This window comes from Algoriphagus sanaruensis (assembly GCF_001593605.1).
Taxonomy (GTDB): Bacteria; Bacteroidota; Bacteroidia; order Cytophagales; family Cyclobacteriaceae; genus Algoriphagus; species Algoriphagus sanaruensis.
In genome coordinates, this window is sequence record NZ_CP012836.1 from 2,877,395 (window position 1) to 2,904,000 (window position 26,606).

The 26,606-nt window shown below is 38.6% G+C and carries 24 protein-coding genes and 1 tRNA gene; 13 read left to right on the forward strand and 12 right to left on the reverse strand.

Going from position 1 to position 26,606, the window contains the following annotated elements:
* Together pncA and AO498_RS12640 are read right to left on the reverse strand one after the other, a co-directional pair.
* Positions 1-624 carry a bifunctional nicotinamidase/pyrazinamidase gene (gene pncA, locus AO498_RS12635; protein WP_067548233.1) on the reverse strand — a complete coding sequence of 208 codons (624 nt, stop codon included), beginning with the start codon at positions 622-624 and terminating at the stop codon, positions 1-3.
* Positions 611-2,104 (reverse strand): nicotinate phosphoribosyltransferase, encoded by a 1,494-nt coding sequence (locus AO498_RS12640; protein WP_067548235.1) that lies wholly within the window; start codon positions 2,102-2,104, stop codon positions 611-613. Before AO498_RS12640 ends, pncA begins: the two co-directional genes overlap by 14 nt.
* A 141-nt stretch (positions 2,105-2,245) precedes the next feature.
* Here AO498_RS12640 and AO498_RS12645 point away from each other — a divergent pair, with 141 nt between their 5' ends.
* The 6 genes from AO498_RS12645 (at position 2,246) to AO498_RS12670 (ending at position 7,718) form a co-directional block, all read left to right on the forward strand.
* On the forward strand, positions 2,246-2,854 hold the full coding sequence (locus tag AO498_RS12645; protein WP_067548238.1) for an RNA polymerase sigma factor: 609 nt from the start codon (positions 2,246-2,248) through the stop codon (positions 2,852-2,854).
* Positions 2,847-3,605, forward strand: coding sequence for a hypothetical protein (locus tag AO498_RS12650; protein ID WP_067548241.1), 759 nt, complete (start codon positions 2,847-2,849; stop codon positions 3,603-3,605). The genes AO498_RS12645 and AO498_RS12650 overlap by 8 nt, the downstream gene beginning before the upstream one ends.
* A gap of 98 nt (positions 3,606-3,703) precedes the next feature.
* Positions 3,704-4,447: a hypothetical protein gene (locus AO498_RS12655; RefSeq protein WP_067548244.1), complete on the forward strand. Its 744-nt coding sequence runs from the start codon at positions 3,704-3,706 to the stop codon at positions 4,445-4,447.
* Positions 4,448-4,718: 271 nt separating this feature from the next.
* The gene (locus AO498_RS12660) at positions 4,719-5,528 is read left to right on the forward strand and encodes a DUF2490 domain-containing protein (RefSeq protein ID WP_067548247.1); all 810 of its coding nucleotides are present in this window, start codon (positions 4,719-4,721) and stop codon (positions 5,526-5,528) included.
* 28 nt (positions 5,529-5,556) lie between these two features.
* On the forward strand, positions 5,557-6,624 hold the full coding sequence (locus tag AO498_RS12665; protein ID WP_148660236.1) for a P-loop NTPase family protein: 1,068 nt from the start codon (positions 5,557-5,559) through the stop codon (positions 6,622-6,624).
* A 32-nt stretch (positions 6,625-6,656) separates the two neighbouring features.
* The gene (locus AO498_RS12670) at positions 6,657-7,718 is read left to right on the forward strand and encodes an ABC transporter transmembrane domain-containing protein (RefSeq protein ID WP_067548252.1); all 1,062 of its coding nucleotides are present in this window, start codon (positions 6,657-6,659) and stop codon (positions 7,716-7,718) included.
* Here the strand turns inward: AO498_RS12670 and AO498_RS12675 are convergent.
* From AO498_RS12675 to AO498_RS12685, 3 genes are read right to left on the reverse strand one after another with little or no spacing between them, the layout of a single operon-like run.
* The gene (locus AO498_RS12675) at positions 7,645-10,389 is read right to left on the reverse strand and encodes a CHAT domain-containing protein (protein WP_082792234.1); all 2,745 of its coding nucleotides are present in this window, start codon (positions 10,387-10,389) and stop codon (positions 7,645-7,647) included. The genes AO498_RS12670 and AO498_RS12675 overlap by 74 nt on opposite strands.
* A gap of 29 nt (positions 10,390-10,418) precedes the next feature.
* Positions 10,419-11,294 carry a hypothetical protein gene (locus AO498_RS12680; protein WP_067548257.1) on the reverse strand — a complete coding sequence of 292 codons (876 nt, stop codon included), beginning with the start codon at positions 11,292-11,294 and terminating at the stop codon, positions 10,419-10,421.
* A gap of 56 nt (positions 11,295-11,350) precedes the next feature.
* Positions 11,351-12,154, reverse strand: a complete 804-nt coding sequence (locus AO498_RS12685; protein ID WP_067548260.1) for a DMT family transporter — start codon at positions 12,152-12,154, stop codon at positions 11,351-11,353.
* A gap of 151 nt (positions 12,155-12,305) precedes the next feature.
* Here AO498_RS12685 and AO498_RS12690 point away from each other — a divergent pair, with 151 nt between their 5' ends.
* Positions 12,306-12,755: a peroxiredoxin gene (locus tag AO498_RS12690; protein WP_067548263.1), complete on the forward strand. Its 450-nt coding sequence runs from the start codon at positions 12,306-12,308 to the stop codon at positions 12,753-12,755.
* Here the strand turns inward: AO498_RS12690 and AO498_RS12695 are convergent.
* Positions 12,748-13,398 (reverse strand): ABC transporter ATP-binding protein, encoded by a 651-nt coding sequence (locus AO498_RS12695; protein WP_067548266.1) that lies wholly within the window; start codon positions 13,396-13,398, stop codon positions 12,748-12,750. The genes AO498_RS12690 and AO498_RS12695 overlap by 8 nt on opposite strands.
* 139 nt (positions 13,399-13,537) lie before the next feature.
* Between AO498_RS12695 and sucC the strand changes: the two genes are divergently transcribed.
* Positions 13,538-14,752 (forward strand): ADP-forming succinate--CoA ligase subunit beta, encoded by a 1,215-nt coding sequence (gene sucC, locus AO498_RS12700; RefSeq protein WP_067548269.1) that lies wholly within the window; start codon positions 13,538-13,540, stop codon positions 14,750-14,752.
* 8 nt (positions 14,753-14,760) lie between these two features.
* Positions 14,761-14,834 (forward strand) — tRNA-Arg (locus AO498_RS12705).
* A 366-nt stretch (positions 14,835-15,200) separates the two neighbouring features.
* Here the strand turns inward: AO498_RS12705 and AO498_RS12710 are convergent.
* The 3 genes from AO498_RS12710 to gyrB all read right to left on the reverse strand — a co-directional run bounded on the left by AO498_RS12710 (position 15,201) and on the right by gyrB (position 20,335).
* Positions 15,201-16,088: a DUF3078 domain-containing protein gene (locus tag AO498_RS12710; protein WP_067548272.1), complete on the reverse strand. Its 888-nt coding sequence runs from the start codon at positions 16,086-16,088 to the stop codon at positions 15,201-15,203.
* Positions 16,089-16,177: 89 nt separating this feature from the next.
* Positions 16,178-18,301 carry a polyphosphate kinase 1 gene (gene ppk1 / locus AO498_RS12715; RefSeq protein WP_067548275.1) on the reverse strand — a complete coding sequence of 708 codons (2,124 nt, stop codon included), beginning with the start codon at positions 18,299-18,301 and terminating at the stop codon, positions 16,178-16,180.
* A 75-nt stretch (positions 18,302-18,376) separates the two neighbouring features.
* Positions 18,377-20,335 carry a DNA topoisomerase (ATP-hydrolyzing) subunit B gene (gene gyrB / locus AO498_RS12720; protein WP_067548278.1) on the reverse strand — a complete coding sequence of 653 codons (1,959 nt, stop codon included), beginning with the start codon at positions 20,333-20,335 and terminating at the stop codon, positions 18,377-18,379.
* Between the two features lie 355 nt (positions 20,336-20,690).
* On the opposite strand from gyrB, the gene AO498_RS12725 reads away from it, so the two are divergent.
* The 3 genes from AO498_RS12725 to AO498_RS12735 are packed head-to-tail and all read left to right on the forward strand — an operon-like array spanning position 20,691 to position 23,463.
* Positions 20,691-21,425: a bacteriorhodopsin gene (locus AO498_RS12725; RefSeq protein WP_067548281.1), complete on the forward strand. Its 735-nt coding sequence runs from the start codon at positions 20,691-20,693 to the stop codon at positions 21,423-21,425.
* A gap of 51 nt (positions 21,426-21,476) precedes the next feature.
* Positions 21,477-22,601: a lycopene cyclase family protein gene (locus AO498_RS12730; RefSeq protein WP_067548284.1), complete on the forward strand. Its 1,125-nt coding sequence runs from the start codon at positions 21,477-21,479 to the stop codon at positions 22,599-22,601.
* Positions 22,588-23,463 (forward strand): Brp/Blh family beta-carotene 15,15'-dioxygenase, encoded by an 876-nt coding sequence (locus AO498_RS12735; protein WP_067548287.1) that lies wholly within the window; start codon positions 22,588-22,590, stop codon positions 23,461-23,463. The genes AO498_RS12730 and AO498_RS12735 overlap by 14 nt, the downstream gene beginning before the upstream one ends.
* Here AO498_RS12735 and AO498_RS12740 read toward each other — a convergent pair.
* Genes AO498_RS12740 through AO498_RS12750 form a run of 3 tightly spaced genes read right to left on the reverse strand, consistent with a single transcriptional unit; the run spans position 23,454 to position 25,600 of the window.
* Entirely contained in the window at positions 23,454-23,840 is a 387-nt protein-coding gene (locus AO498_RS12740) for a CoA-binding protein (protein WP_067548290.1), read from the reverse strand. The genes AO498_RS12735 and AO498_RS12740 overlap by 10 nt on opposite strands.
* The gene (locus AO498_RS12745; protein WP_067548294.1) at positions 23,827-24,786 is read right to left on the reverse strand and encodes a glycine N(alpha)-acyltransferase GlsB; all 960 of its coding nucleotides are present in this window, start codon (positions 24,784-24,786) and stop codon (positions 23,827-23,829) included. Before AO498_RS12745 ends, AO498_RS12740 begins: the two co-directional genes overlap by 14 nt.
* Complete coding sequence (locus AO498_RS12750; protein ID WP_067550478.1) at positions 24,779-25,600, reverse strand: lyso-glycine lipid O-acyltransferase GlsA; 822 nt, start codon at positions 25,598-25,600, stop codon at positions 24,779-24,781. Before AO498_RS12750 ends, AO498_RS12745 begins: the two co-directional genes overlap by 8 nt.
* Before the next feature lie 169 nt (positions 25,601-25,769).
* Here AO498_RS12750 and AO498_RS12755 point away from each other — a divergent pair, with 169 nt between their 5' ends.
* Positions 25,770-26,597 (forward strand): SDR family NAD(P)-dependent oxidoreductase, encoded by an 828-nt coding sequence (locus AO498_RS12755; protein ID WP_067548297.1) that lies wholly within the window; start codon positions 25,770-25,772, stop codon positions 26,595-26,597.
* Positions 26,598-26,606: the final 9 nt, after the last annotated feature.

Consider the following 26,606-nt stretch of genomic DNA (forward strand, 5'->3'; position numbering starts at 1 on the left):
TTAAATTGATTTACTTGAAATAATATGGATGCCCTTTTGTTTCATCTCTTGGATGGCTAGTTCCCCATCGGTTGGAGATAAATTGACCGCCCTAGTCGCATCCTCGATTAGATAGGTATCAAATCCTAAACTTTTGGCATCCAGAGCTGTGAACTTGACGCAATAATCCAGTGCTAATCCACAGATAAAGACTGAATCAATTTGGTTTTCTTGAAGATATGCAGCTAAGCCGGTATCACCTCTTCGGGCATTATCAAAAAAACCAGAATACGAATCAACCTTTGGATTTTTCCCTTTTTGAAAAATCATCTCCCAAGATTTCGTCTCAAGTTCAGGATGAAAATCTGCCCCTTGACTTCCTTGGACACAATGTACCTGCCACAAAACTTGAGGTAATCCGGCCAATTCAATCATTTCACCGGGATTTTTACCAGGATGTTGAATTGCAAAACTTCCATGGTCAGAAGGGTGAAAATCTTGGGTTGCGATTACATGCTGAAATTTTTCTTGAAGCTGATTGATAATCGGAACTATCAAATCTCCTTCGGATACCGCCAATGCTCCACCAGGTATAAAGTCATTTTGGACATCGACGATCAGCAATGCTTCATTAGCTTTCCTCATGTTCACCTTCAAATTTTTTAGCATTTAAAACAAGATTCATCCGGAGATGATGGAGATTTTCTTCCAAGCCAACCGGGTATAAATGTGGATTTACCAAGCGTTTATGGGTTTTATCTAAAGCTTCCAATTGCTTAGAAGCCCGATCTCTAATCTGCGTTAAAGACGGCCGATCATAGACTTTTTCTCCTTGCTTGAATATTGGCTTAAGCAAAATTTCTTCCTTATAAAAAGCAGGCATTAAACGCTTTCTTCTCGTGGGATCAATGGGATCAATAATCACGACTCCTCGAGGATCAATTTCCTGATCTTCTAGATAAATCATATCCGCTACAGCTTTATCCTGACTGTAATATCGCTTGACATTATGGAGGCCAGGAATGTTGATTTTGAGAGACTGTTGGGAGACTTTGACTTTGGGTTCCCAATCACCATTTTCATTTTTTACAGCTGAGAGTTTGTATACCGCACCTAAGGCAGGTTGATCAAAGGCTGTCACCAGTTTGGTCCCAACCCCCCACACATTGATGGCCGCATCTTGGGTTTTCAAGGACGAAATAATCTGTTCGTCCAGATCATTGGAAGCCACAATTTTTGCATCGGGAAACCCAGCTTCGTCAAGCATTTGCCTTGCTTGGGAGGAGAAATAAGCCAAATCCCCTGAGTCAATGCGAATTCCAATCATCTCTTTTCCTTTGCTTCTCAGCATTTCTCCAACTTTAATGGCATTCTTTACGCCATGCAGTGTATCGTAGGTATCCACCAAAAACACACATTGGTCTGGAAATGCCTCTGCATAAGCCTTAAATGCCTCTAGTTCAGTATCGAACGACATGATCCAACTATGGGCATGCGTACCCGAAACAGGAATTCCAAACAGTTTGCCTGCCATGACATTGCTGGTAGAAGCGCATCCTCCAATATAGGCGGCTCGACTTGCTGCCAATGCACCGTCGATTCCTTGTGCTCTTCTCAAGCCAAATTCTAAGACAGGATCGCCCTGAGCAGCTAAATTAATTCGAGCTGCTTTGGTTGCAATCAAGGTTTGAAAGTTGAGAATATTCAGCAAGGGCGTCTCCAACAATTGACATTGGATCAAGGGACCTTTGACACGAATTAATGGCGCATTGGGAAATACAACCGTCCCTTCCTCTACGGCATCAATATCGCAACTGAATTGAAGTTGACTCAAATAGGCTAGAAATGCCGGCTCAAATAACGGACTTCCGTCCTGACTTTTCATTTCTGCGAGATATTCCAAATCCGCAGATTCAAACTTGAAATTCCGACAAAAATCAATCACATAATCTAACCCCGCAGCAATAGTAAATCCACCCTCAAAAGGATGCTTTCGGAAAAAAAGATTGAAAACAGCTTCTTGTTCACCCTTTCCTGACTTCCAGTAGGCATAAGCCATAGTCAATTGATAAAAATCAGTCAGCAATACAAGACTACTTTGATACAGGTCTTTGGTGATTTTCATAGGGTCGAATCTAATCAGTTTTAAAGGTAAGGCGATCTTATTGTTTAGCCAAAGGATCACAATCACTATACGGACTTAAAAAAAAATCACATCTTGAGATTACATTTTACCTATCCGTTAAGACAAAGAATTGACTAGCCGATGAAGCTAAGCCGGAAACTGACTGATTTAGAGGTTTTGGAAGAAATCCAATCAAAATCCAACCCTCATATGGCGCTTAACCATTTGTATTCGCAGTATTATCAACCACTCGAATACTATATCCTTCAAAACTCCGGAAGTGAAGATGACGCGGCTGATATTATTCAAGAAGTCATGTTGGTGTTTGTAAAAATGGTAAGAGAACAAAAATTTAGAGGAGAATCGTCCATCAAATCCTTCCTATATAGCATTTGCAGAAATCTCTGGATAACGGAATTGCGAAAACGAAAAAGTACCGCAGCTCGAAACGAACGATACGAGGAAGACAAGGATCAATTAAGCTTGGATGTCAGTGAACAAATCCAGCGGAATGAAAATCTGAAGTTTGTCATGGACCTATTTGAGCAACTCGGAGAGCGATGCAAACAAATTTTGACTCTCTTTTATTTCGAGGAATTACCCATGAAAGAAATCTGCGAACGATTGGAGTTTAGCTCGGAGCAGGTGCTTCGAAATAAAAAATACAAGTGCCTCTCGACACTAACCGAACAAGTCAAATCCTCTCCTTCATTAATCCAAAATCTCAAAAACGCCCTTCGCCATGAATAAGAATTACACCATAGAGGAGCTTGAGGCTTATTTGAACAAAGAATTAGACTCTGCAAAACAAGAACAATTGGAGGCAGAGCTATTGAGCAATCCTGAATTGCAAGAAGAACTTTTGGCATTGAAAGCAAGTCTAGAAGCGATCGATCTTGCAAACCTGAAAAAGGTAATTTCTCAAGTACATAAAGAGCACTTGGATTCGAGAGAGGAAACTCCTCAAATCCAAATCAGCACACCACCTAGCTCTCTTATACCTTGGATATCTCGAATTGCCGCTTCATTGGTCTTTGTCCTGGTAGGTACTGCCTTAGTTTTAGTCATAAGTGCTAATCCTGACCGACTTATTTCTCAACAAATAGATTATGTGATTCCCGTTCTTCGTTCTGCAGAATCCCAACAATCCGCCATTCAAAAAGCCTATTCATCCGGAGATTTTGAACAAGTCATCACACTAGCAGACTCTTTTCAAAACCAAGTTCCTGAGATTTCATTCTTAAAAGGGCTTTCGTACCTGCAAACCAATCAAGCACAACAAGCAGTTGATACCTTTTCTGGACTTGTCTCGACAGACTTTGGCTCACCAGCTCAGTATTATTTAGTGGAGGCCTACCTTCAGTTGGGTAATTTTGAATCTGCCTACAAGGAAATGAAGACTATCAGAAATGATGCAAATAATCCTTACCGTAAGAATTTCACCCAGAAAGATCTTTTGGATGTCAAAATCCTTTCCTGGAAAAAAGCAATGGGATTATGATTTAGGATTGAATTTGGAAAAAGTTGAAAAAAAAATTCAATTCTAGGTTACAATTAAACCTTTGACTTGGACTAATAGAAAACAAAACCAAATAAATCATGAAAACCACACACAAAATTCTTTCAGCCACCTTTTTAATCGCCTCCTTGGGATTTTCATCTTGTACTGAGGATAACAATTTGGATGTGATTGGAAGTGGAGATGTAAAAATCGGAATGGGCGTAAAACTTCGTAATTCAGGAAATATCGGAGCACGCACCTTAAACACCGGAGTGGATATCACTAGCGGATTTATCCAAATCAAAAAACTAGAATTAGAAACCGCAGGAATAGATGAAAATGGAAATGAATTTGAGCGAGAATTGGAGCTTAAGTTCAAGGAAATCAAAAAGATCACTTTTGACGAGTTTGATGCTGGGGTCGACTTTTTTATCAATATACCAGCAGGAAATTACGAGGAAATTGAATTTGAGATCGACCTGATTGATAACCGTCAGCAACCGAGTATTCAGCTTGATGGAACCTTCACCTACTCAGACGGAAGGTCCGTCCCATTGAAGCTCGAAGTTTACGGAAACGATGAGGATGATTACGATTTTGAAGTCGAATTGGAGTCCAGAAATGACGATGATCTATTCTTCTTGGATGGAGTCAACAATCCGCTAGCCTTGTTCCAAATTGATGCTGTGGCTTGGTTCTCAACTATTTCAAGCACAGAATGGGAAAATGCCCAACTAACCGATGGAGTCCTACTTATCAACAAAAACACCAATAAATCCATTTACAATAAAGTCGAATACCGAATCAAATCTTCAAGTGATATCGAACTGAAGATGAATTAAGTAAAGTTGATCACCCAACCGAGCCGATGTCTAGTAGACATCGGCTTTTTTGTTTCCAATAAACTGGTTTCATCATGGAAAAGGCCTTGAAGAAAGCAGCTAAGAGGTAAAATCTTGGATTAGAATGAATAATAACAACTCTCTCGCCCTTCAATCGAAACACAAACCTTAAAACCCAAATTTTTTCTATTATTTCTATAAATTTTTTTAAAGACCAGGTTACAATCTTTCAAGCTCTTTCGACTAAATGTCAGAACTCAATTTCTGACCCATGTTTAGAGGCAAATCTTTCATCAGCTTTTCCATTGGAATAGCCCTGTTTTTTAGCCCGCCAGCTTTGGCTCAATCCCAAGTTCGGGTCTGGAACAGCTTCGCCATAAATGCACCTTTATCTAAAAATCTTTCTGCCAAAGTCGGGTATATGAAGTCCCTTCGATGGGAAGAAAACATTCCTCAGACCAATTTTAATTGGTATATCCTGAAGGTGAACTATGAGTTAAGCAAGTCTTGGGACATGTCAATAGGCTCAGCTTGGATGAATATCCCAAGTGCAGATCGAACCACCTTCAGATTGATGGCTGAAGGAACTCATAGCCAAAAAATCTCCAGAAAACTCAATCTTAAAAACAGCCTTCAAGCGGAAAGACATAATAAGCAAGAATCCAGATTTGATTACCGTCTGATTTATAGCAGCAGATTAGGATTTCGAAAAAGGCTTGATTTCTTGGGAGTTGCACCTTCTTTGACCTATTCCCTATTCTTCAATTTTGGTGGCACGCCTTTGAAGTATTTCAACGCCAATCAAGAGCAAATCGCCCTGAAACCAGCCAATGGCCTCCATCGGGGTCGGGCTACCGCCAACTTCAATTTTAAGATTTCCAATCCATTACGACTCTCCATTTTCTACACCAACCAGCATGAATTTAACCTGGTGTTTTCGGAGACCAACAAAATCAATGTTACCAATCCTATTTCTGGAAAAATTCAAACCCCATTCTCTAATCAACACATCGTCGGATTTTTACTCAGCTACCAGCTTCAAAGCTTGATGGATGAGCCTATCCTTCCACAAATTTTCTAACAAACCCATCCAAACCCTTTTAAAAACCATGGAAAATCGAATCAAAAAAGGAATGTGCTGTGCCCACATTCAACCTGCTCAAATCATCCATCCACAAGCACTTCCGCTAGACTTTCAGTTTACGGCTGGTGATGTTGGAATTTTTGAGGTACTCGAATTGGGAAAACATACCCAAATTCAAAGTGCTGGTAGGAATTTAACCTTGGCTCCAGGAGACAAAATCATGGGAGTCTTTGGAGCGCGCTATGCTACCAATCAGTTTGAGGGATATGTGCCCGATTCAATTCAAGAAGAATACCATATTCTTGGAGGCGGCGGAGTAATTGGAACCTTGGTTTCATCCCATTCAAAATATGAATCTGAAGGTCCTACTCGCTTAAAAATGGTTGGAATGGCTGCTGATGAATCTGGTACTATCATCAATACGATTCAGCAAAATCTGCCTAGAATCAGACCATTTACTGGAAAAGCGGCTCAAAAAACGAAGGTGATCTTGTCCTTAGGATCTTCGATGGATAGCGGTAAAACAACAACTGCAGCCTACCTATGCAATGGATTGGCTCGTGAAGGCAAAAAAGTAGCTTACATCAAATTAACAGGGACTGCCTATCCAAAAGATAAAAATCTAGCCTATGACTTAGGTGCAATTACTGCGATTGACTTTTCTAAATATGGCTACCCTTCTACCTACTTAAGAAGTGAATTGGAGCTGATGAATCTTTATGAATCCTTGCTGGAGGATGTCCTTTCTTACGAACCAGAATATGTAGTCGTAGAAATAGCCGATGGACTTTATCAGCGAGAAACAAAAATGCTTTTGAGAAGCGCTGTCTTTCTAAATACGGTTTATCAAGTAATCTTCTCAGCTGGCGATAGTCTTTCTGCCGCTCAAGGAGTCCAAACTCTAAACAGATGGGGAATCATGCCATCTGCTCTTTCTGGCTTATTTACTGCCAGCCCCTTATTGATTCGGGAAGTCAAAGAGTACTTGTATGAAAATCAAGAGCTCTTGTTTTTACCCATTTTAACTTTGGAGGACCTCGCCTTGGGAAAGTGGAAGAGCTTGGTCGATGGATTTTCCCTCATGCAAGCCTAAGTCTATTGTCCAAGCAAATTCCGAATTGAACGATGAGAAAGTTTTGGAAAAGTAATTCACTCCGGAAATATTGGAAAAGCCAACCTATTCGGCTTTTGGGATATTGGGGACTCGGCTGGATTTCCAGCTTGAGTACCTTCTTTTTGAGTCTCTTGGTTGGGGCATATTTTGATCTACAGTTTCACAGTGGAACAGGTAAAAGCCTGATTTTAGAGAAGTTTGGACTCCAATTTTCCAACTTGTATCAATTATTTCTGGTAATGGCAGTTCTTCTTATTGGAAAGATTACTTTTCAATACCTCGAAAGAATTGCCACTAATCACATTGCAGATCAATTTGTAGCCAACCTCCATTTCCGATTGTTCAAAAAACAAATGAATTGGACGCCAGATTTTTTTTCAGAAAGGCAATTCAGCCGGTATTTATTGAAATTCTCAGGGGATTTAAGCCCCATTCGAAATCTCTTTGTGAATGGGATTCATCGTGGTGCTCGGGACTTACTTTTCATCAGTACTGGAATTTGCCTCTTGCTTTGGATCTCTCCTTATTGGACGATTTGGGTATTGGGTACAGTCGCACTGTTTATCCCAATTTTCTATTGGATTGACAGCCGACAAATCCGAATTATTCCTGAAAAAAGAAATTTGAAAAATAACCTGTTCCAATTTGTGACCAATTCATTTCTAAATCATCGGGAAATTCATTCTCAATTAAAAATTCAAAAAACTGTTCGAAGATTTACTCAAAAAAATAAGGCGCTTCTTGCACTCAACCTCACCTATCATCGCTGGGAATCTCTAAGGCATGCATTGGGAAATGGGATTTCACCCCTTCTTATTTTCTTTATTTTAGTTCTTATTTCAATTCATTGGAATCAGGAAAGTTCGGGTACCCTTTTAGCCTATTTTCTGGTACTAAACTCTCTAGGTGCTCCGCTTCGAAATCTGCTTAAATCCCCTGAAATCATTGAAAAAGGAATGATTTCACTTCGGAAAATAGAACAAACGCTTAAAACTAAACCTAACCCAACTTTGAGCGAATCCAAATCCAAGCGGCAAGAACCAACCCTGTCAATACAAGCAGGGCTGCAATAATTCCAAACACCTCTCTTACCGAAACCTCATGATGAATAGGCTGTCCAATCAACCGGAAATTGCTCCAATAAAAAGGATGGTGAAACTGCACCATTTGCGGATCATTCAATAAGTCCAGTTTCGCTTTTCGAAGGGAATTTGCTGGAGAATCTCCCTCATCCAAATATTGATAAAATCTTCCAGCTAAATAGGCCGACACGCGATCTTCACTAACCCATTGTGTCAATACCATTTGCTCGGCTCCTGCTATGGCAAAGCTCCTCGCTAAGCTTACAAAACCTTCACTGAGGCTTTGTTTTCCAGCACCCGTTTCGCATGCGCTCAGATATACAAGTTTGACTTGATTCAAATCCATGGATGAAATCTCAGGTACAAAAACTCTAAACTCTTCTTCACTTGGATGGAAGGCTACAAACGACTGATTGGGATCCGATGGAGCAGCGACCGCATGTGTTGCCAGATGAAGAATATCAGCCTCCCCAGCATTCTGAAGAAATTGATCGCGTGTGGCACTTTCACCGAAAAATGTTTCTTGATCAAAAGACTCAAGTTCAAGTTTTGATTCTTTTAGCTCTAAAAACCCACGAGAATTATCCTCTAAAACCTCTAAAAATGGAGCAAATCCCATTTTGTTTTCAGGGGCTCTTTCCCATTCAATCGGATCAATAAATCGAGCTGAAAACTGGTAGATAACCGAGGTATTGTCTAAAAGAAGGTGTTGATCTTCCAAAGAAAAAACTTCAAAAGGAACATCATTAAAGATTCCATGAGGGATAATGACAAGCTGCGCAATAGCTGAAAGACGATCTCGAAATCCTTCAAAAATCAAATTTGCAAATGGTTCGGACTGCTGAATTAGCTTGGAATCCGCAAAGCCTGGAGTTCGGATATCCTGAGTCCATTGTTGAAGTTCCAAGAGCGGAAAATTCTCCAATTCAATCCTTTTCCACCGAAATTCCTCACTTTCTATCCAAAAAACATACAAGTAAGAATCAGAGATAAAAAGTGATAACGCAGCAGTTTGGCCGGATAATTTTGCTCTAAAATGCTCGAAATCGAAACGCTGTGCTTCGGGAAGTTCCCATTTTGGAAATGAACGGAATTTCTCCCGAAGTCTAGAAAGTCGAACTTGAAGATCAACCCGTTCTTTTTCCAAAACATCCAAAGACTCAGTTTCATCCAACTGCTTTTGGTAGTTTCTCGAAATAGAAAACAATAAATTTTGCTCCTCCTGAATCAATTCTTCAGGAAGCCCTGCTTTTCTTTTTTGAGCTTGAAGCCTATTTCCATTGATTAACCCTTCCGCCTTACTTTCTTCGATCCAAACAAAGGCCTTTTTTATCAATTCATCTGAACCTTTAGCAATTGCAAAAGTGGTTAGATCATTGATGGCTTTTTGATAGGAGCGAAAAGCCTGATCTCCCAGAAATACCCGAGCTTCATCATTTTCATAATTGGCAGAAATAAACCGTACCAGCGCAAAAGCGCTATCCCAAGTTTCCATCCCCAATTTGAAAAACCGCTCTTCACCGGTATTTGAATAGGCTTTCCAAGCGATTTCTGCCTTCTGAGCTAGAATATCATATAAAGACAGAACCGAGACTCCCAGCACAAAATCGGTGGGATTAGCACGAATATCAAGTTGTTCAAACTCAGGATGCAAAAAGGTTAAGCCCTGTTGAACTGATTCCAAAGCCTTTGTCCACTGTTTTTCAGCTGCCCAAAAGTCGGCCCAAAGACCAAAATGAATTCCTAATTGGAAATTTTGTTTGGGAAATGTTCCTTTTGAAATCATTTCAGAGCCAAGGCTTAACGTTTCATGAAATTCATCAAAACGCTTAAGTTGTAAAAAGGCCTTTGCTTGGAGATTATTAAAGGAAAGTGATTGGTTGGCAAACTCCTTATCTATTTCGAACAAAACCGCTAAGGCTTCACTAGCCTTTCCTTGTTCGATGAAGGTGTTCGCTAGATTCATTCGGACTTGATTAAGATTTATTCCCAAGTCAAGTAATTCCCGATACATGGACTGAGCACTATCGTACTTTTCGAGTTTGTATAAGGCAGAAGCCATGTTGCTTCTAAAGCTATATCTCGCATAGGTCAGTGCTCCCCCCTCCTGCCCATTCAAAAAACTTTCGGCCTTAGAAAAATAAACGTATGCCCGGTTAAAATTCCCGGTCTCATAAAAATAGACCCCCAAGGCATTGTACAATCGGTCCTTTTCTTCTTCTATCCCAAAATGATTTTGAATCCGCTCTGCAGCTTCCAAAAAATATAAAGAGCTATCCAATCGGTTTAACCCAAAATAGGCCTCACCTAAATACAGATGATGAAGAAAAACCGAAGAATCAGATAGCGAAAACGCACGATTCAGGTCAATCCCTTTTCGATAACTCGCTTGTGCAGCCTGAATCATTCCAAATGATAATTGTAAATTCCCCAATCTTTCTGAAGCTTCCACAACCTGGGGTACAAGCCAAGAATCAGGAGTTTCATTTAAGACTTCCTGATACAGCTCCATAGCTTTCAGCTCTTGTTCCTCGGTGGGATTTGGAATTAGATATAACCTATTTGCCTCATCCAATGCAGATTTTCCATTCTGAGAAAAATTCATCAGAACTATCGCAAAAACAAATACGAGAAGAAAAATCGAGGCTATAGGTTTAAACATAGGATCGGCTCAGACCGATCCCGTTAACGTTATTGAAGACTTGCCACAATTACAATATAAGGCGGTCTGGGTTTACGAGGAGGCCTGACAGTATTAGATATCCTAAAATTAGAATTTTTGTCGTTTGTGCTCTCATTAATCAGATTCCTTTTTTCTTCGATATCATCCAAGACTTCTTTGGGCACATCAGAAAGCTTAGCATAATAGAAAAAACGAAGAGGAATTTTATTTAATGCAAGGGCACTTTCGTCGTTGATTTTGTAATACATCTCAACATCGAGAATCGTCCCATTCACAGGAATCGTCCCAAAAGTACCATTATCGATCGTTTCCTCCAGATCAATAACTCCCTTACTATCAATTTCAAAACCTAAATCTTCCAATAATTCTCCGGTAGGATTTTCGGCATCAAAATCACAACTATTATCATCACCAGATCCCGCACCGGTGCCATCATCATCTGGGCATGGAAGTAGTAAATCAGGATTTCCGTTATAAACAGGAGATACAAAAAGCTGATTTTGATTGATGATAAAAACTCCGTCTAGATAATTGACTCCGCCGATAGTGAGGAACGTTTCGCAAACTTGAGTACTTCCAGTGGGTGTAAATGAAATTTTATACTTCAGACCGGTCTCACTAGCATTTACATCTATCACACCTGTGTCAGTATTTAAAGCAAGTCCGTCAGGAGTCGAAGAATATTTACCTGTAGCAGAATTGAGTGGAGCTATTGAATAATTCTGTCCAGGACGAATAAATACCAAGGTATCTCCGTAATCAAGGTCATCACAGTTGATTTCTCCGTTTCTTCCATCCGGATCTACGTCACCAGAACATGACCAAAATCCAGTCAAAGAAACCACTAATCCTAAGATCAAAAATTTGAAAAAAGAATGCTTCATGATGCTTTTTAAATACGTCGATTCAGATTCCGAAGATGTAACCTGAAAATATGAAATTATTTCACTTTTAAATTCAACACGATCCCTAACAACACCAAAGCCATGCCGAAAAATGACAGCATTTGAAAAGTTTCTCCGAAAATAAAAAACCCGAAAATCAAGGCGTAAATAATACCCAAATAGCTGAGACTAGATATCTTGGCTACGTTTGCATTTTGATACGCCAGAGTCATAAAATATTGAGCTGATTGGGTACAAATCCCTATCCATAGTAATAGTATCCAATCCCAACCTTCTGGCTGAACCCAAGTAAAAAAACTGACCACCCCTGCCACAGGAAGAGTAACTAAAGGAAAGTAGAAAATGACCACCAACGGATGCTCTGAGGTTCTGAGTTTTCGGATGATGTTATACGCCAATCCTGAAAATAATCCAGAAGAAATTCCTATTAGTGCAAACACCCAATCTACCCTAGTATCAAAGCCTTGGAGAACCAATACTCCTCCAAATGAAATGGCGAAATACAAAAACTGGATGGGCTTGACGCGTTCCTTTACAATAAAAATTCCCAAAACAGAAGTGAAAATCGGAGATAAATATTGCATAGTGACTGCACTCGCCAAGGGAATATGCTGCAAGGTGTAAAAGAAGGTAATCAAACTAATCGACCCGACAATTCCCCTTAAAATGAGCATCGGTTTATTATTTCCGAAGACATTTACACCCTGCTTCTTCAACACTAGATAGCTGAATATCAGAGAGAAGATTGATCGGAAAAGAATGATTTCGATTGCTGGGATGTGAGGAATAAATTTCACAGACACATTCATCAAGGCGAAAAATATCCCCGCAAGGAGCATGGATTGAACGCTTGTGATTTTCAAATTAAATCTGTGATTAGGTGATTTTCTGCTTCAGTAAACAAAGGTATTGGAATCTGAATACAGAAATTCAGTTTAAAAAAATCAAACTCTAGTATTTGATAGATGGTTAACTCAAAAACTATTCGCAATGGCACTTAAAATCGGCGATACCGCCCCCTCTTTTAATCTCGAATCCACTTCAGGTAAAAAAGTTTCCTTTCCGGAAGACTTCAAAGGCAAATCTTTAATTCTCTATTTCTACCCCAAAGATTTCACCCGGGTATGTACTGCAGAGGCGTGTGAGTTCAGAGATGAATTTTCTGCATTTAGAGATTTAGAGGCGGACATTTTGGGAATAAGCCGGGACGATATCCCTACGCATTTACGATTCAAAAAAGAATACCGCTTACCCTTCGAATTACTTTCCGATCCAACTGGGAAAATTTGTAAAGCCTATGACGCTTTGATTCCCTTGATCAAAATGCCTAAAAGAATTACCTACCTGATCGACCCTTCCGGAAAAATCGCTGGGATTTATGCTGACATGTTTGAATCCAAACAACATGTAGAGGCGATGCTCAGGAAGTTATCTAAATGATAACTCCATCCTTCATGACTACTTTACGATCAGCCAGATTAGCCAAATCCTCGTTGTGGGTCACAATTACAAAAGTCTGCTTAAGCTCATCTTTGAGCTGAAAAAATAACCGGTGCAGACTTTTGGCGTTTTCGGTATCCAAGTTCCCTGATGGCTCATCTGCAAATACTACTGAGGGTCGATTGATAAGGGCTCTAGCAACAGCAATCCGCTGCTGCTCCCCTCCTGAAAGCTCGGAGGGCTTATGATCCAAGCGAGAGCTCATCCCTAGAATTTCTGCTAATTCTCCTGCACGATGTTGGAGGGAGGTTTCGCTCTCTCCTCTTATAAGACCAGGAATCATAATGTTTTCTTTGGCAGTAAATTCAGGAAGAAGATTATGAAACTGGAAAACAAAACCGATTTTTTGATTTCTAAAATCTGCTAATTGATCACCTTTCATCGAAAGTAGATTTTTTCCGTCCATTTCTAATTCACCAGAATCTGGGCGATCTAGGGTTCCAAGAATATGCAAAAGGGTACTTTTTCCAGCACCCGAAGAACCTACAATAGAAATAACCTCTGAAGTTGAAATTTCAAGTGAAACTCCTTTGAGGACAGAAAGACTTCCGTAGGATTTATGAATCCCTTTAGCAATGAGCATGTTACTATTTTTTCAAAATCTAAAGGTAAAACAAATCCCTCAAATACAGGAATTAAAGGGAATTTGATCAGAATTTTGAAAAATTGAAGTTTGATTTATCGGTAACATCGCCTTATCTTCGGGCAAAAATTTTCAGAGGATGAACATTCACGAATACCAGGCAAAAGAAGTACTCAAAGGATACGGAGTGAGAATTCAGGAAGGGATCGTTGCTGATTCTCCAGAAGCAGCACATGAGGCGGCCGTTAAACTTAATGCTCAAACAGGTACTTCCTGGTATGTCATTAAAGCTCAAATCCACGCTGGTGGTAGAGGAAAAGGTGAAATCAAAGAAACTGGCTCAAGAGGGGTAGTTTTGGCGAAGAAGTTGGAAGACGTCAAAGAAAAAGCAGGTGCAATTTTGGGAGGAACATTAGTAACTATCCAAACGGGTGCTGAAGGTAAAAAAGTAAATAAGGTGTTGGTAGCTGAGGATGTATACTATCCAGGAGCTTCCGAGCCAAAAGAATATTACATGTCTATTCTTTTGGATAGAGCGACAGGATCTAATGTGATCATGGCTTCTACCGAAGGTGGTATGGACATCGAAGAGGTTGCAGAAAAGCATCCTGAAAAAATCATCAAGGAGTGGATCGATCCTAAAGTAGGATTACAAGGATTCCAAGCTAGAAAAGTAGCCTTCAAATTAGGCCTTTCTGGAACAGCTCATAAAGAAATGGTGAAGTTTATCACAGCTCTTTACAATGCTTATGTTGGAACTGACTCTTCACAATTCGAGATCAATCCTGTATTGAAAACATCAGATGATAAGATTTTGGCAGTTGATGCTAAAGTTAATCTTGATGACAATGCCCTTTATAGACAACCGAAGCTTGCTGAATTGAGAGACCTTGCAGAAGAAGATCCTTTGGAGGTTGAAGCCGGCAAATCAGGTCTAAACTATGTAAAGCTTGACGGAAATGTAGGCTGTATGGTTAATGGAGCCGGATTGGCAATGGCTACCATGGACATGATCAAGCTTTCAGGTGGTGAGCCGGCTAACTTCCTTGATGTGGGAGGAGGAGCAAATGCAACTACAGTTGAGGCAGGTTTTAGAATTATACTTCAAGACCCAAATGTGAAAGCAATTTTGATCAACGTATTTGGTGGAATTGTTAGATGTGATCGTATCGCAAATGGCGTTGTAGAAGCTTATAAATCTATCGGAGATATTCGAGTTCCAATCATCGTAAGACTTCAAGGCACTAATGCTGAAGAGGGTGCAAAAATCATCGACGAATCTGGATTAAAGGTGTTTTCAGCAATCACATTAAAAGAGGCGGCAGAACGAGTAAAAGCTGCTCTAGAAAAATAAATAAGTACGCAGGCGTAGTTCAACTGGATAGAATATCGGATTTCGGCTCCGAGGGTTGAGGGTTCGAATCCTTCCGCCTGTACTTCGAAAGCTCAGACAATTGTCTGGGCTTTTTTTATACCCCGAAAGGAGATAAATAAGCAGTACAACTTTTCGGAATTCTTCAATTTAAATTTCAAAATGAAAATTTTATCTAATTAGAATAATTAAATTATTTATTTAATTATTTATAAAAATTCTTTCTTTACTTAGTAAACATCAGAAGATATAAAAATTGGTAAGTTTTTAATTGGGCTAATAAAAAGGAACTATTTAAAATAAAAAAGCAGGAGAAAATCCCCTGCCCTTTATTTGAAAACTAAACCAACTATTATTTAACTACCACAATGATTCCAAAAATAATACAATTCTATTTAAATCAAAATCCCAAATAAAAATTTGCATTTTTTTATTTCTTATCGGGAAAATTTCCTCGCTTAAAAGCGATTCCCAAGGCTAGACCTTGGCTGAATTGAACTTTAGAATCCTGGTCTATATCGTAAATACTTAAGCTTGTCAAGCTCACATTGACCAAATTGGTAACTTTGGCAGTAAGGCCTATATCGAGCCGATGATCAATCGAATTAAAGGCCAAGGTCTCATAGTTTGCATACATCTGATACCTTATTAAAATCGAAAGGTTTTCTGCCAACTTCTTATTCCAATCGGCCATTAAATTAAAGGCTAGCCATTCTTGCCTTACTTTTTTACCAATTTCGACCCCATAATTGCTAGGTACATTTTGATACAAATTGGTATCTGTCACAAAAGTCCATCTTGGAGAAAAAGGAGAAAGCCGAAGTGCAAATGCAGCATTTGGCTTATACTCTATCCCCAAACCAGTCGTGAGAAAACCTGGATTTAAAAATTTAGAAATCAATATTCGCTCAGGTCCGCCAAAGTCATAACCTGGAGCAAATTGGGTAAGAAAATTAACTGCGAAATAGTAATTCCACTTGTCATTTATTTTATAGCCCACCTTGGAATCTAAAAACAAACGATCATTGGATTTTCGAGCTTCTTCTCCTTGGTTTTTGACAATACCATAAATAAAGTCCATGGTATTGTCCCAAGTCCAATTTTCCTTGGAATAATTAGCTCTTCCCTGGAGGTAAAGCCCCAAGGCAACAGAATTAACGCCACCACCCTTCCAATTTCCAGAGAAAGAGGCTTGGTTGAAATTAATACCTCCACCCAATTCTTTCAACCAAAAGGTAGTGTCCTGTTTAGTTTCATTCTGTGCAAAAACAATGTTTAAACAGAATAAAAATGCGATTGATAAAAATACTTTCTTCATCGAACAATTAATTAAGACATAATAAGTAAAGAACCAGATCAAAAATCCAATCCTATTGGAATACTAAATCGATCAGTAATTAAAATGGATTATTCTACCAACTTAACAGACTGAACAGTTTCTAAATCCAAATTGAAGAACTCTTGATGCACATTAAATACTGACTCACCCTCGGCTGGGGATTTGGCAAGGTAACTTCCATCCTCCTGCATGACATAGGCATTGAAGTTATCTTTCAAGTTAAACGCCAATATATTCATCAATTGCTTTTCCAAAAGTGGAGATTCGACCTTAAATAAAGACTCTAGTCGCTTATCAAAACTTCTTACCATCATATCGGCACTGCCTGAATAAGTCCGTGTATTTCCGTTGTTATGGAAATGGTAGATTCGACTATGCTCTAGAAAATCTCCAACAATGGAAATGACTTCAATATTCTCACTCAGACCTTGTCTGCCTGGTCTTAAACAACAAATTCCTCTAACGATCAATTTGATTTTTACCCCAGACTGAGAGGCTCGATACAAGGCATAAATAATCTCTGAATCTTCTAAGGAATTAACCTTGATAAATATCCCGGAAGGAAGACCATTTCGAGCATTATCTGCCTCCTGCTCTATAAACTCAATCAGTTGGTTGCGCATATCGCGAGGAGCAGTAATCAGATTTTGATAATCACTAGGCACTGAATGGCCTGTGATAACATTGAAGAATTCCGAAACGTCGTTAGCCAAAGTCTCATTGGTTGTCAACAAACCGATATCCGTATAAAGTCGGGCTGTATCCTCGTTGTAATTTCCTGAACCCAAATGCACATATCGGGTGATTTCCTGATCATCCTTTTTAACAATGAGAAGAAGCTTGGTATGCGTTTTAAGGTTAGAAATTCCATAAATCACAAAGCAACCTGCTTTTTGAAGTCTTTTGGCTTCCCGAATATTATTTTCTTCATCGAATCGGGCTTTAACCTCAAATAACACAGATACGTGCTTTCCATTTTCAGCGGCTCTCAAAAGTGCACGGGTAATTCTACTATCCTTTGCCAAGCGATAGATGGTCATTTTGATCGCCATCACATCGGGATCTTCGGCGGCTTTCTCAATCAAATCCAAAATGGAATCGATGTTATTGTAAGGATGGTGAAGTAATATGTCCTTCTCCTTAAGAATATCGAAGATTTCTGCTCTACCCTCTTCCGAATAAGATATTGGTTTAACTGGATCAGGCACCTGTGGCAATCGATCTCTAAATCGTTTGTTACCAACGATCTGCCATAACCCAGTAAAATCGATCATACTTGATCTTTTTACCAAAAAAACAGAATCAGTTCTGAGGTTCCACCGTTCCAAAAGGGAATTGAGCATCCATTTGGAATATCCCTCTTCTATTTCAATTTTAACTACGCGACCTGTCTTCCTTTCCATCAGCTTTCGCTTCACTTCTTCTAGGAAGTTCGCGTCCATATCCTCACTTTCCTCAAGTGTAAAATCACCATTTCGAGTGATTCTAAATAGACTAACAGATTCGATTTCTACATTTCTAAAAAGCGAAATAAGATTCTCTCGAATCACCTCTTCGATGGGAATGAGAGTCAATGAATTTTCCCGTTCGATTTCAAAAAAGCGTGGAATATTTGCAGGGATCTGAACAAAGCTCATTTTTCGCATGTCCTTTCTTTCGCCGGGACTTGTGGTGACCACACCAAAGACCAAAAGCTTGTTCATCAAAATAGGAAAGGTTCGATATCCATCATAGACCATTGGAGTCAACATGGGATAAATCGCCTTCATAAAATATTGCTTCACCTTCTCCTGCTCTTCCGCAGTCAGTTTCGAAACATTGACCAAGGAAATCCCTTCCTGATGCAATTCAGGCAGAATGACTTGGGTAAAATGATCATGCTGATCCAAATGAAATCGCTGACAATCCTTCATCAGCTTTTCTTTAAATGGCTCTTCACGTAATCCAGAATAGTCGACCCGCTCCTTATCGTAATCCAAATAATTGTACAACGAGCCCACCCGAATCATAAAAAACTCATCCAAATTGGAAGCTGTGATTGCCAAAAACTTAAGTTTCTCAAAAATGGTGCGATGGGCCTTTTTTGATTGATCTAAAACCCGCTCGTTAAATTTTACCCAACTTAAATCTCTACTGACTAAATCACTCTTTTGGATGACTGATTCGTATTTATCTCCCACGGCCAGTTTCATAAGCTTCAAAATTCAAAATCAAATTTATTCTGTGTTCAATGTAATCTAAAAAAAGGGGCCAAAAGCCCCTTTTCATCAAGTATCAATCTTGGCGTATTTGGCATTTCGTTCGATGAAGTCTCGTCGAGGAGCCACCTCATCCCCCATCAGCATGCTAAATAAGTGATCTGCTTCTGCTGCAGAATCAATGGTTACCTGCTTAAGTGTCCGAGTGCTAGGATCCATGGTTGTAGCCCAAAGCTGCTCCGGGTTCATCTCACCAAGACCTTTATATCGTTGTATGTTCACACTATCTTCTTTCCCATCTTTGGCCATATCCGCAATGAGTAACTTTCGCTCTTCTTCAGTCCAGCAGTATCGCTCGTCTTTACCTCTTTTCAATAAATACAAAGGAGGAAGGGCAATGTAAACATATCCTCTTTCGATCAAAGGCCGCATGTATCGGAAGAAAAGCGTCAAAATCAAGGTACGAATATGTGATCCGTCAATATCAGCATCCGTCATGATGATGATTTTATGATAACGAAGACCTGCTAGATCCAATTCTTTATCATCGTTTACCGTCCCAAATTTTACTCCGAGGGCAGTAAGGATATTTTTTATTTCATCATTATCGTAAATCTTGTGCTCGTGGGCTTTTTCGACATTCAAGATTTTCCCTTTCAATGGCAGAATCGCTTGGAAGTCACGATCTCGACCTTGCTTAGCAGATCCACCAGCCGAATCCCCTTCCACTAAATACAATTCACACACTGTAGGATCAGAGTTTGCGCAGTCAGCTAACTTTCCTGGAAGTCCTCCACCACCAAGGACATTTTTCCGCTGAACCATTTCTCTAGCTTTTCGAGCTGCGTGTCTAGCCTGAGCGGCCAAAATAACTTTACCAACTATGGTTTTTGCCTCACGAGGATGCTCTTCAAGCCAAGTTTGTAAAACTTCGGAAACTGCGGAATCGACAAAGCCAACTACGTCCGAGTTTCCCAATTTAGTTTTAGTTTGACCTTCAAATTGAGGCTCGGCAACTTTTACCGAAATAACTGCGGTCAACCCTTCTCGAAAGTCATCACCGGAAACCTCGATCTTAAGCTTGTCCAGCATCCCTGATTTATCAGCATAGGCTTTCAGAGTTCTAGTTAGAGCTCTTCTGAATCCAGTCACGTGAGTCCCACCCTCATAAGTATTGATGGTGTTGACATACGAAACCACATTTTCAGTGTAAGAGCTATTGTAATTCATAGCTACCTGCACAGGAACCTCCTGATTTAGGGATTCAATGTAGATTGGTTCTTCAATGATTTTCTCTCTGGTTTCGTCTAAGTATTGGACAAACTCCACTAATCCACCTTCGGAGAAAAACTCGTCAGACTTTGGTTTTCCTTCTTCGTCAAGATCTCTTAAATCGCTTAAGAAAATCCGAATTCCAGCATTTAGGTAGGCCATTTCGCGAAGGCGATTCGCGATGGTTTCATATTTATACTCGGTTATTGTAAAAATGCTGCCGTCAGGCTTGAAATGGATAATGGTTCCTCTCTTTTCTGTTTTACCTATTTCCCTAGCTGGATATTGCGGTACACCAATTTTGAATTCCTGCTCGGTAATGACTCCATTTCGATGAACAGTAGCTTTCAGATCGGTGGAAAGTGCATTGACGCAAGAAACACCAACACCATGAAGACCACCGGAAACTTTGTAAGTATCCTTATCGAATTTTCCACCTGCGTGTAGTACGGTCAAAACAACTTCTAGCGCTGATTTCTTTTCCTTTGGGTGCATATCGGTAGGAATTCCTCGACCATTATCCTCGACAGTGATCGAATTATCCTCATGAACAGTGACGTAAATGGTATCACAATGACCCGCTAGCGCTTCGTCAATTGAATTGTCAACTACTTCCCAGATTAAGTGATGGAGACCTTTAATTCCTACATCTCCGATATACATGGCAGGTCGCTTTCTAACCGCCTCTAATCCTTCTAATACCTGGATATTCCCAGCTCCATATTCAGCTGGATTCTTGGTTTGGTCTTCAATCATATAGTTTTTGAAAAAGTCTCAAAATAGACTTAATAAGGTGATGATTTTCTGAAATAATACCCTGCAAGTTACTCAAAAAATAGATAAGTACAGCAGAATAACCAATTGTAAGAACTTGTAAATGCTAAATTTATGAATTTTGTTTTTAAGTAATTTTTAGAATAAAATTTTGTATTTTTTTGTTTAAGAAAAATTTTTTTTTAACAACTTATTTATAAAATTTTACTATTTATACCACATTTTCAGCTATTTATATTTTAGTGTTTAACTTTTGATTTGTTTATTTAAACATTTTTTATTTGGTTAGACTTATTGCCATATTAAGTATTATCAATTAAACCTTAAATCAACCCTTATGAATTTCACCCTAACATCGGAGCTAGTAGGACTAGACCGAATCATCAACAGCGATCCCATCGCTATCACCTTCTTTATTGGCTACATGGCCATGTTTGCTTCTTCAGTCTTCTTTTTCATGGAAAGAGGTTCTGTAGATGGTAAGTGGAAATTATCCCTCTTGGTCTCTGGACTAATCACAGGGATTGCCGCAGTTCACTATTATTACATGAGAGACTTCTACCTTCAAACTGGGGCTAGTCCAACTGCATTTAGATATGTAGACTGGACCTTAACAGTACCTTTGATGTGTGTTGAATTCTACCTCCTGACTAAGCCTTTTGGAGCTAAAGGAGGAACCCTATTTAAGTTAATTGTTGCTTCATTAGTGATGTTGGTAACAGGGTACATTGGAGAAACTTCTGGAGTCGAAAGCAATATGATGTGGGGTATATTTTCAACCCTCGGCTACCTTTATATTGTTTATGAGGTGTTTGCCGGCGATGTTGCAAAACTTTCTAAAGATTCAAATAGTCCAGCATTGGGTCGAGCAATGTTCTTACTTAAAATCTTTATTACTCTAGGTTGGTCTATTTATCCAATAGGCTACATGGTATTGCCAGGTAACCTACTATCAGGCGCTTTTGAAGTAAGTTCAATTGATCTGTTTTATAACCTTGCAGACGCAATTAACAAAATCGGATTTGGGCTAGTGATTTATTCAGTAGCTGTAGCTGAATCTTCAAAGAAATAATTTAAAACTTCCAAAGAGTTGCCCAAAGTTTTTGGGCAACTCTTTTTATCTATGGAAACCTACGATTTCGTTTTTGTTGGAGCAGGATGTGCTGGATTAAGCATGATTCATTATTTACTTAAGAGTAAAATGAAAAATGCAAAAATTCTAATCCTAGAACCTAACCCTGAAATCCCAAATAAAACTTGGTGTTATTGGAGTGAGGTTCCATTTGATATTCACCCCCCTGAAAATATTATTTCATGGGATTCATTTAATTTCATTTCAAAAGATAAGAAGCTTAAGAAATCATTAGGAAAGCTCAAATATTATTATCTTAAATCTTCAGATTTCTTTTCTTCAATTCTAAATGAAATATCTAAGGCAAAAAACATCACAAAATTAGAGGAAAAAGTAAATCAAATTACATCAGAAGGACTCTATAATAAAGTCGAAACCTCTAGTGGAAATCAATTTTTAGCCAAAACTATATTTGATTCACGTATTGAAGAACCATTATCCCCAACGATACTTAAACAGGTATTTCTAGGGTGGAAAATAAAGACCACAAACTCATGTTTTGATACAGATGGAGTAACACTTATGAACTTTATTGAATCAAAAAATAAGTTCGATTTTTTTTATATTTTACCATTTTCTGAAACAGAAGCCCTTGTCGAATACACCGCATATTCGAAAGAATCTATCAATTACGATATCCTTGAAACCAAGCTTTTAGAATATCTTAAATCGAATTTCCAAATATCAAGTTATGAAATAAGTTACTCTGAATTTGGTTCAATCCCAATGACCACGACCTTAAGTCAAAAACAAATTAATCCTTCAATAATTAAGATAGGTACTGGTGCAGGATGGATAAAAGCTTCAACTGGATATGGATTTTCGTCAATTCAAAAAAAATGTAAATCGATCATTGATCAATTGGAAAAGGGAAAAATGATCCAAATTTCCCGTTCAACTCGTTTTGATTTTTATGATAATATTCTTTTAAACATAGCTCATAAATGGCCTCAAAAACTCCAATCAATATTCATGAATCTTTTTGAAACATCTTCTGCGCAAGATGTCCTTCAATTTTTAAGTGAAGAAACTACTATCAAGGAGGAGATTCAGATCCTTCAAAAAGTAAAATTCAGACCCTTCATAAAGAGTTTATTGAATTATGAAAGACATTGAGAACGTAGGTAAGTTGATAGGAATTTGTATTTGTTCTCTATTCATTTTAATTCCTGAAATCCATCAAGGTCTAGAATTTGGCATTTTTGGATTAATATTAATAACGATCGGAATACCTCATGGAGCAATTGATCACTTAATTACAAATAACAAAAGCTCATCTAAAAAATTTCTACACTTTTTATTTAATTATTTGGGAATGATCATCTTATATATCATATTTTGGATAATCACTCCAAAATTAGCTTTTATCATTTTTATAATTATGTCTTCCTATCACTTTGGACAAACTCATTTTTTTGAAGAAATAATAACATATCGATCATGGCTAAAATTTATCCTTTCAGGTGCTTATTTTTTAGCTTTGATTCTATTTGGAAATTTCCAAGAAACGAGAGAGATTATCGCTCCTATTTTTGATCTTTCCATAAATAAGGAATCACAAATTTTTATCCTTACAATTTTAGCAGTAATTTATTTACTTTTTCAATTTTCAATGAGACCTATATTCCCGACAAGAAAAATCATCGAATTTCTTTTACTCAGCTTTTGCCTATATAACAGCCCTCTTTTGATAAGTTTTATAGTCTATTTCGGATTTTGGCATGCTTTACCCAGCATGAAAATAGAGTATGAATACCTTTCTAAAAGTTTGAATATCAAAAAAATCACCACATTTATAAAATTGTTAATTCCATTCTCAATAATTAGTCTAGTAGGCATCGGTATGGTTTTAGTATTTGGAATGAAATATTTTGAAACTGAAAAATTAATTTTTATCTTTTTTATATTAGTTTCATTAATCTCATTTCCACATATAATATATATGGATAGGTTTTTAAGGAATACAAATCAAAATTGACCCGTACTCAACATAACTAAGTTACAGGCTGGTAATACCTCAATTCCTGCTTCTTTTGCTTGAGCGTAAAACTGGGGATTTTCGGTTCCTGGATTAAAAATAATACGGGATGGATGCAAGCTGATGAGATAATCAATCCATTCCAGTTGATTTTCTGGGCCGATGTAAAGGGTGATGGTGTGAATATCCTTGAGGTTAGGTTTATCCCTCAGATTTAATATTTCTTTCCCAAAAACTTTCCCTTTTTTGATGCCGATAGGGACAAAATCAAAACCTCTTTCATGAAGCATCTGTGCGGCAAGAAAAGCATATCGGGATGGATTTTCAGTCGCTCCCACCAATAACGTTTTTTTGGTGCCTGATTTAACGACTTCCATAGACCCGATCTCGATCAAAGGTATCCATGTGACGATGTTTTTTGCTTTCGTAAATATCCGCCAAGGTGATCATAATCCCCGTTTCCTCCACTTCTCCAAACTCGTCATTCAAGGCAGTCCCAAAAGTCTTCATGGTTGGAGATAAATTCATATAGGTATTGATCAAAGGAGGAATATTTTCCCCCAAGGAACGGATTTTCCCATTCAGCAATTTATAGCCCTCTTTGTAATCCAAATTTTCAAATGGATTCGGCTTTGAAAGAATATCCGTTTCATAGGTTAATGCTAATTCGGGTTTAGGTCTAACCAACTGCTCCTGATCTGGGAAATAATGATTCATAAAATAGAGCAAAAGATCCCGACCCTCTCGGTTGAAATGGGGATACATCGTTACTTTTCCGAACAAGTGTTTGACATCAGGATTAAGTAACACAACCGCTCCCAAACCGTCCCAAAGGTTATCGAGACTGAAAATACCCTTCCGATTATCTAAGCTCGGCTGATATTGAGGCTGAACAAATGACCTCCCAAGTTCTAAGGTGTACGGGATATATTCTTGAATGAATTTTTCTGAAAAATCAAACAAATGGGTGGTGGATAGATTCAACTCACCACTGTCCAAAACTGCATTTTTACATAAAATAACCCGATACCCAGCGACAATTTCTTCATCCTCTTGGTTCCAGGTAATTAATTGATCGTAACATCTTTCGCAAGTGTCATTTTCATCTAAATCAAGCTCCATTCCCGTTCCACCTCCTGCAGCGCGAAAAGTCAATTCACGAAGTCTTCCGATTTCACGAACTGTATTAGGAGCATTGTGATGATTGACCAAATAGACAAGGTTGTTTCCGTTATTGGTATATCGGAGAAAACGCTCAGGTGTCAACTCTTTTTTGATCAGTTCACGAGATACAGGCGGAATGATGTCTACGACCTTATGCATGCAAATTTCCTAAGTTATATACTTCTTCTTTGATGGACTCTGCCCAAGAAGCATCGAGTTTGGGTTGGTCAAATTGTCGATAGGATATGGGCTTTCCAATTCTGATTTCGATTTTTTTCTTTCGCTGTTGGTACATCTCATCCACTAGCCAAAACATTTCTAGATTTGCCTTAAGTCCTATCTTTTTTCTGAAGTTGGCAAGATTATAAAAAAACTCAGAATTCCTACCACCAATATGGCAAGGGATAATATCGAGCTGGTATTTTCTGGCTTTGGTAACAAAGCTTTTTTTCCATTCCAAATCTTTAATAATTCCGCTTTGCTTTCTTGAAACTAGACCTGCTGGAAAAATCAAAACCGCATGCCCATTGGAATAAGCCTCTTCGATTTTAAGATTGGCTTCCTTCGAATTTCTTCCGTGCTTATTGACAGGAACGAAGATCGGCTCAAAATTATCAAAGGTCATGAGGAGGTCATTCACGAGAAATCGGATGTCTGGCCGGATTTTTCCAACTGCATGGATAAAAGCAATCCCGTCCATTCCTCCTAAAGGATGATTAGAGGCCAAAATAACTCCGCCTGTTTTTGGAATATTTTCGCCTCCAATGAGCTTTACTTCAACTTCAAATTCATCAATAAGCGCATCGGCAAAAGACAATCCCTTTTTTTCCAAATGCTTTTCCAATACCTCATTAAGCCAAGCCTCATGAGTAACCCGCTTGATGTAATTCAATAAAAAACCTGGCATCCATTTCAAAAGCTTGGGATTCTTGCTGCCAATGGCTTTTTCGATATCGATAAATTTCTTTGACATAGGGTCAAATCTGTTCAGGATTGGGTGAAAATCCTTGGGTTTATTTTGCCGTGATTCGATAAAAGTACAAAAAATTAACCCAAGGAACTTTTCAAGTTTATCAACCATTTTTAGTGTCTTGATAACCAAGCAACTTGAATTTTTGTAGTAATAGAAAATTGCTCATCAAATGAATATTGTACTTACCGGAAGTACCTCAGGAATAGGTTGGGAAACACTCAAAGCCCTCATGCCCTTGGCAGATCGGGTATTTCTTCCCGTCAGAAACATTTCAAAAGCTGAAAAATTGACCCAGCACCTTTTTCAAAAAGAAAAAATTGTGTTGATCCCCATGGATCTCAGTTTGATGTCGGAAGTGAAAAAGGGTGCAATGGAGATTTTGGAACAGTGTAAGGAAATCCATATATTGATCAACAATGCCGGAGGAATTTTCCCTTCAGGAAAGAAGACTTCGGAAGGTTTAGATCTCACGTTTGCCACAAATCATCTTGGTCATTTTTTATTGACCCGAGAACTCATGCCTGCCTTGATTCGTGGACAGGCAAAAATCATCCATGTCAGTTCTATGGCTCATCAAATTGCCACTGATCCAAGTCAGGACTTAGGCCTTTTGAAAAGCAGTAATACTGGTTCTGCATACGGAAAAGCTAAATTGTATAATATTCTGTTTTCCAATGAATTAAAAAATAGATTTGCAAGCAAAGGAATAAGCTCTTATTCCTTACATCCGGGAGCTGTTCGAACTTCATTTGGATCCGAAACTTCCCTCTGGGCGAAGCTAATTATTGAGGTGAGCAAGGTGTTTTTTATCAGTCCAAAATCAGGTGCACAAACCAGCATTTTCCTTGCAACAACCCCAAAAAATCAATTGAAAAACGGGGGATATTACATTCGAAAAAAATCGAAGCCTACCAGTTCTTTGGCTAAAAATCAGAAACTCGCATCCGCACTTTGGGAATACAGCGAAGATGTGTTGAAAAATCTAGGGCTTATTTAACACTGTGTT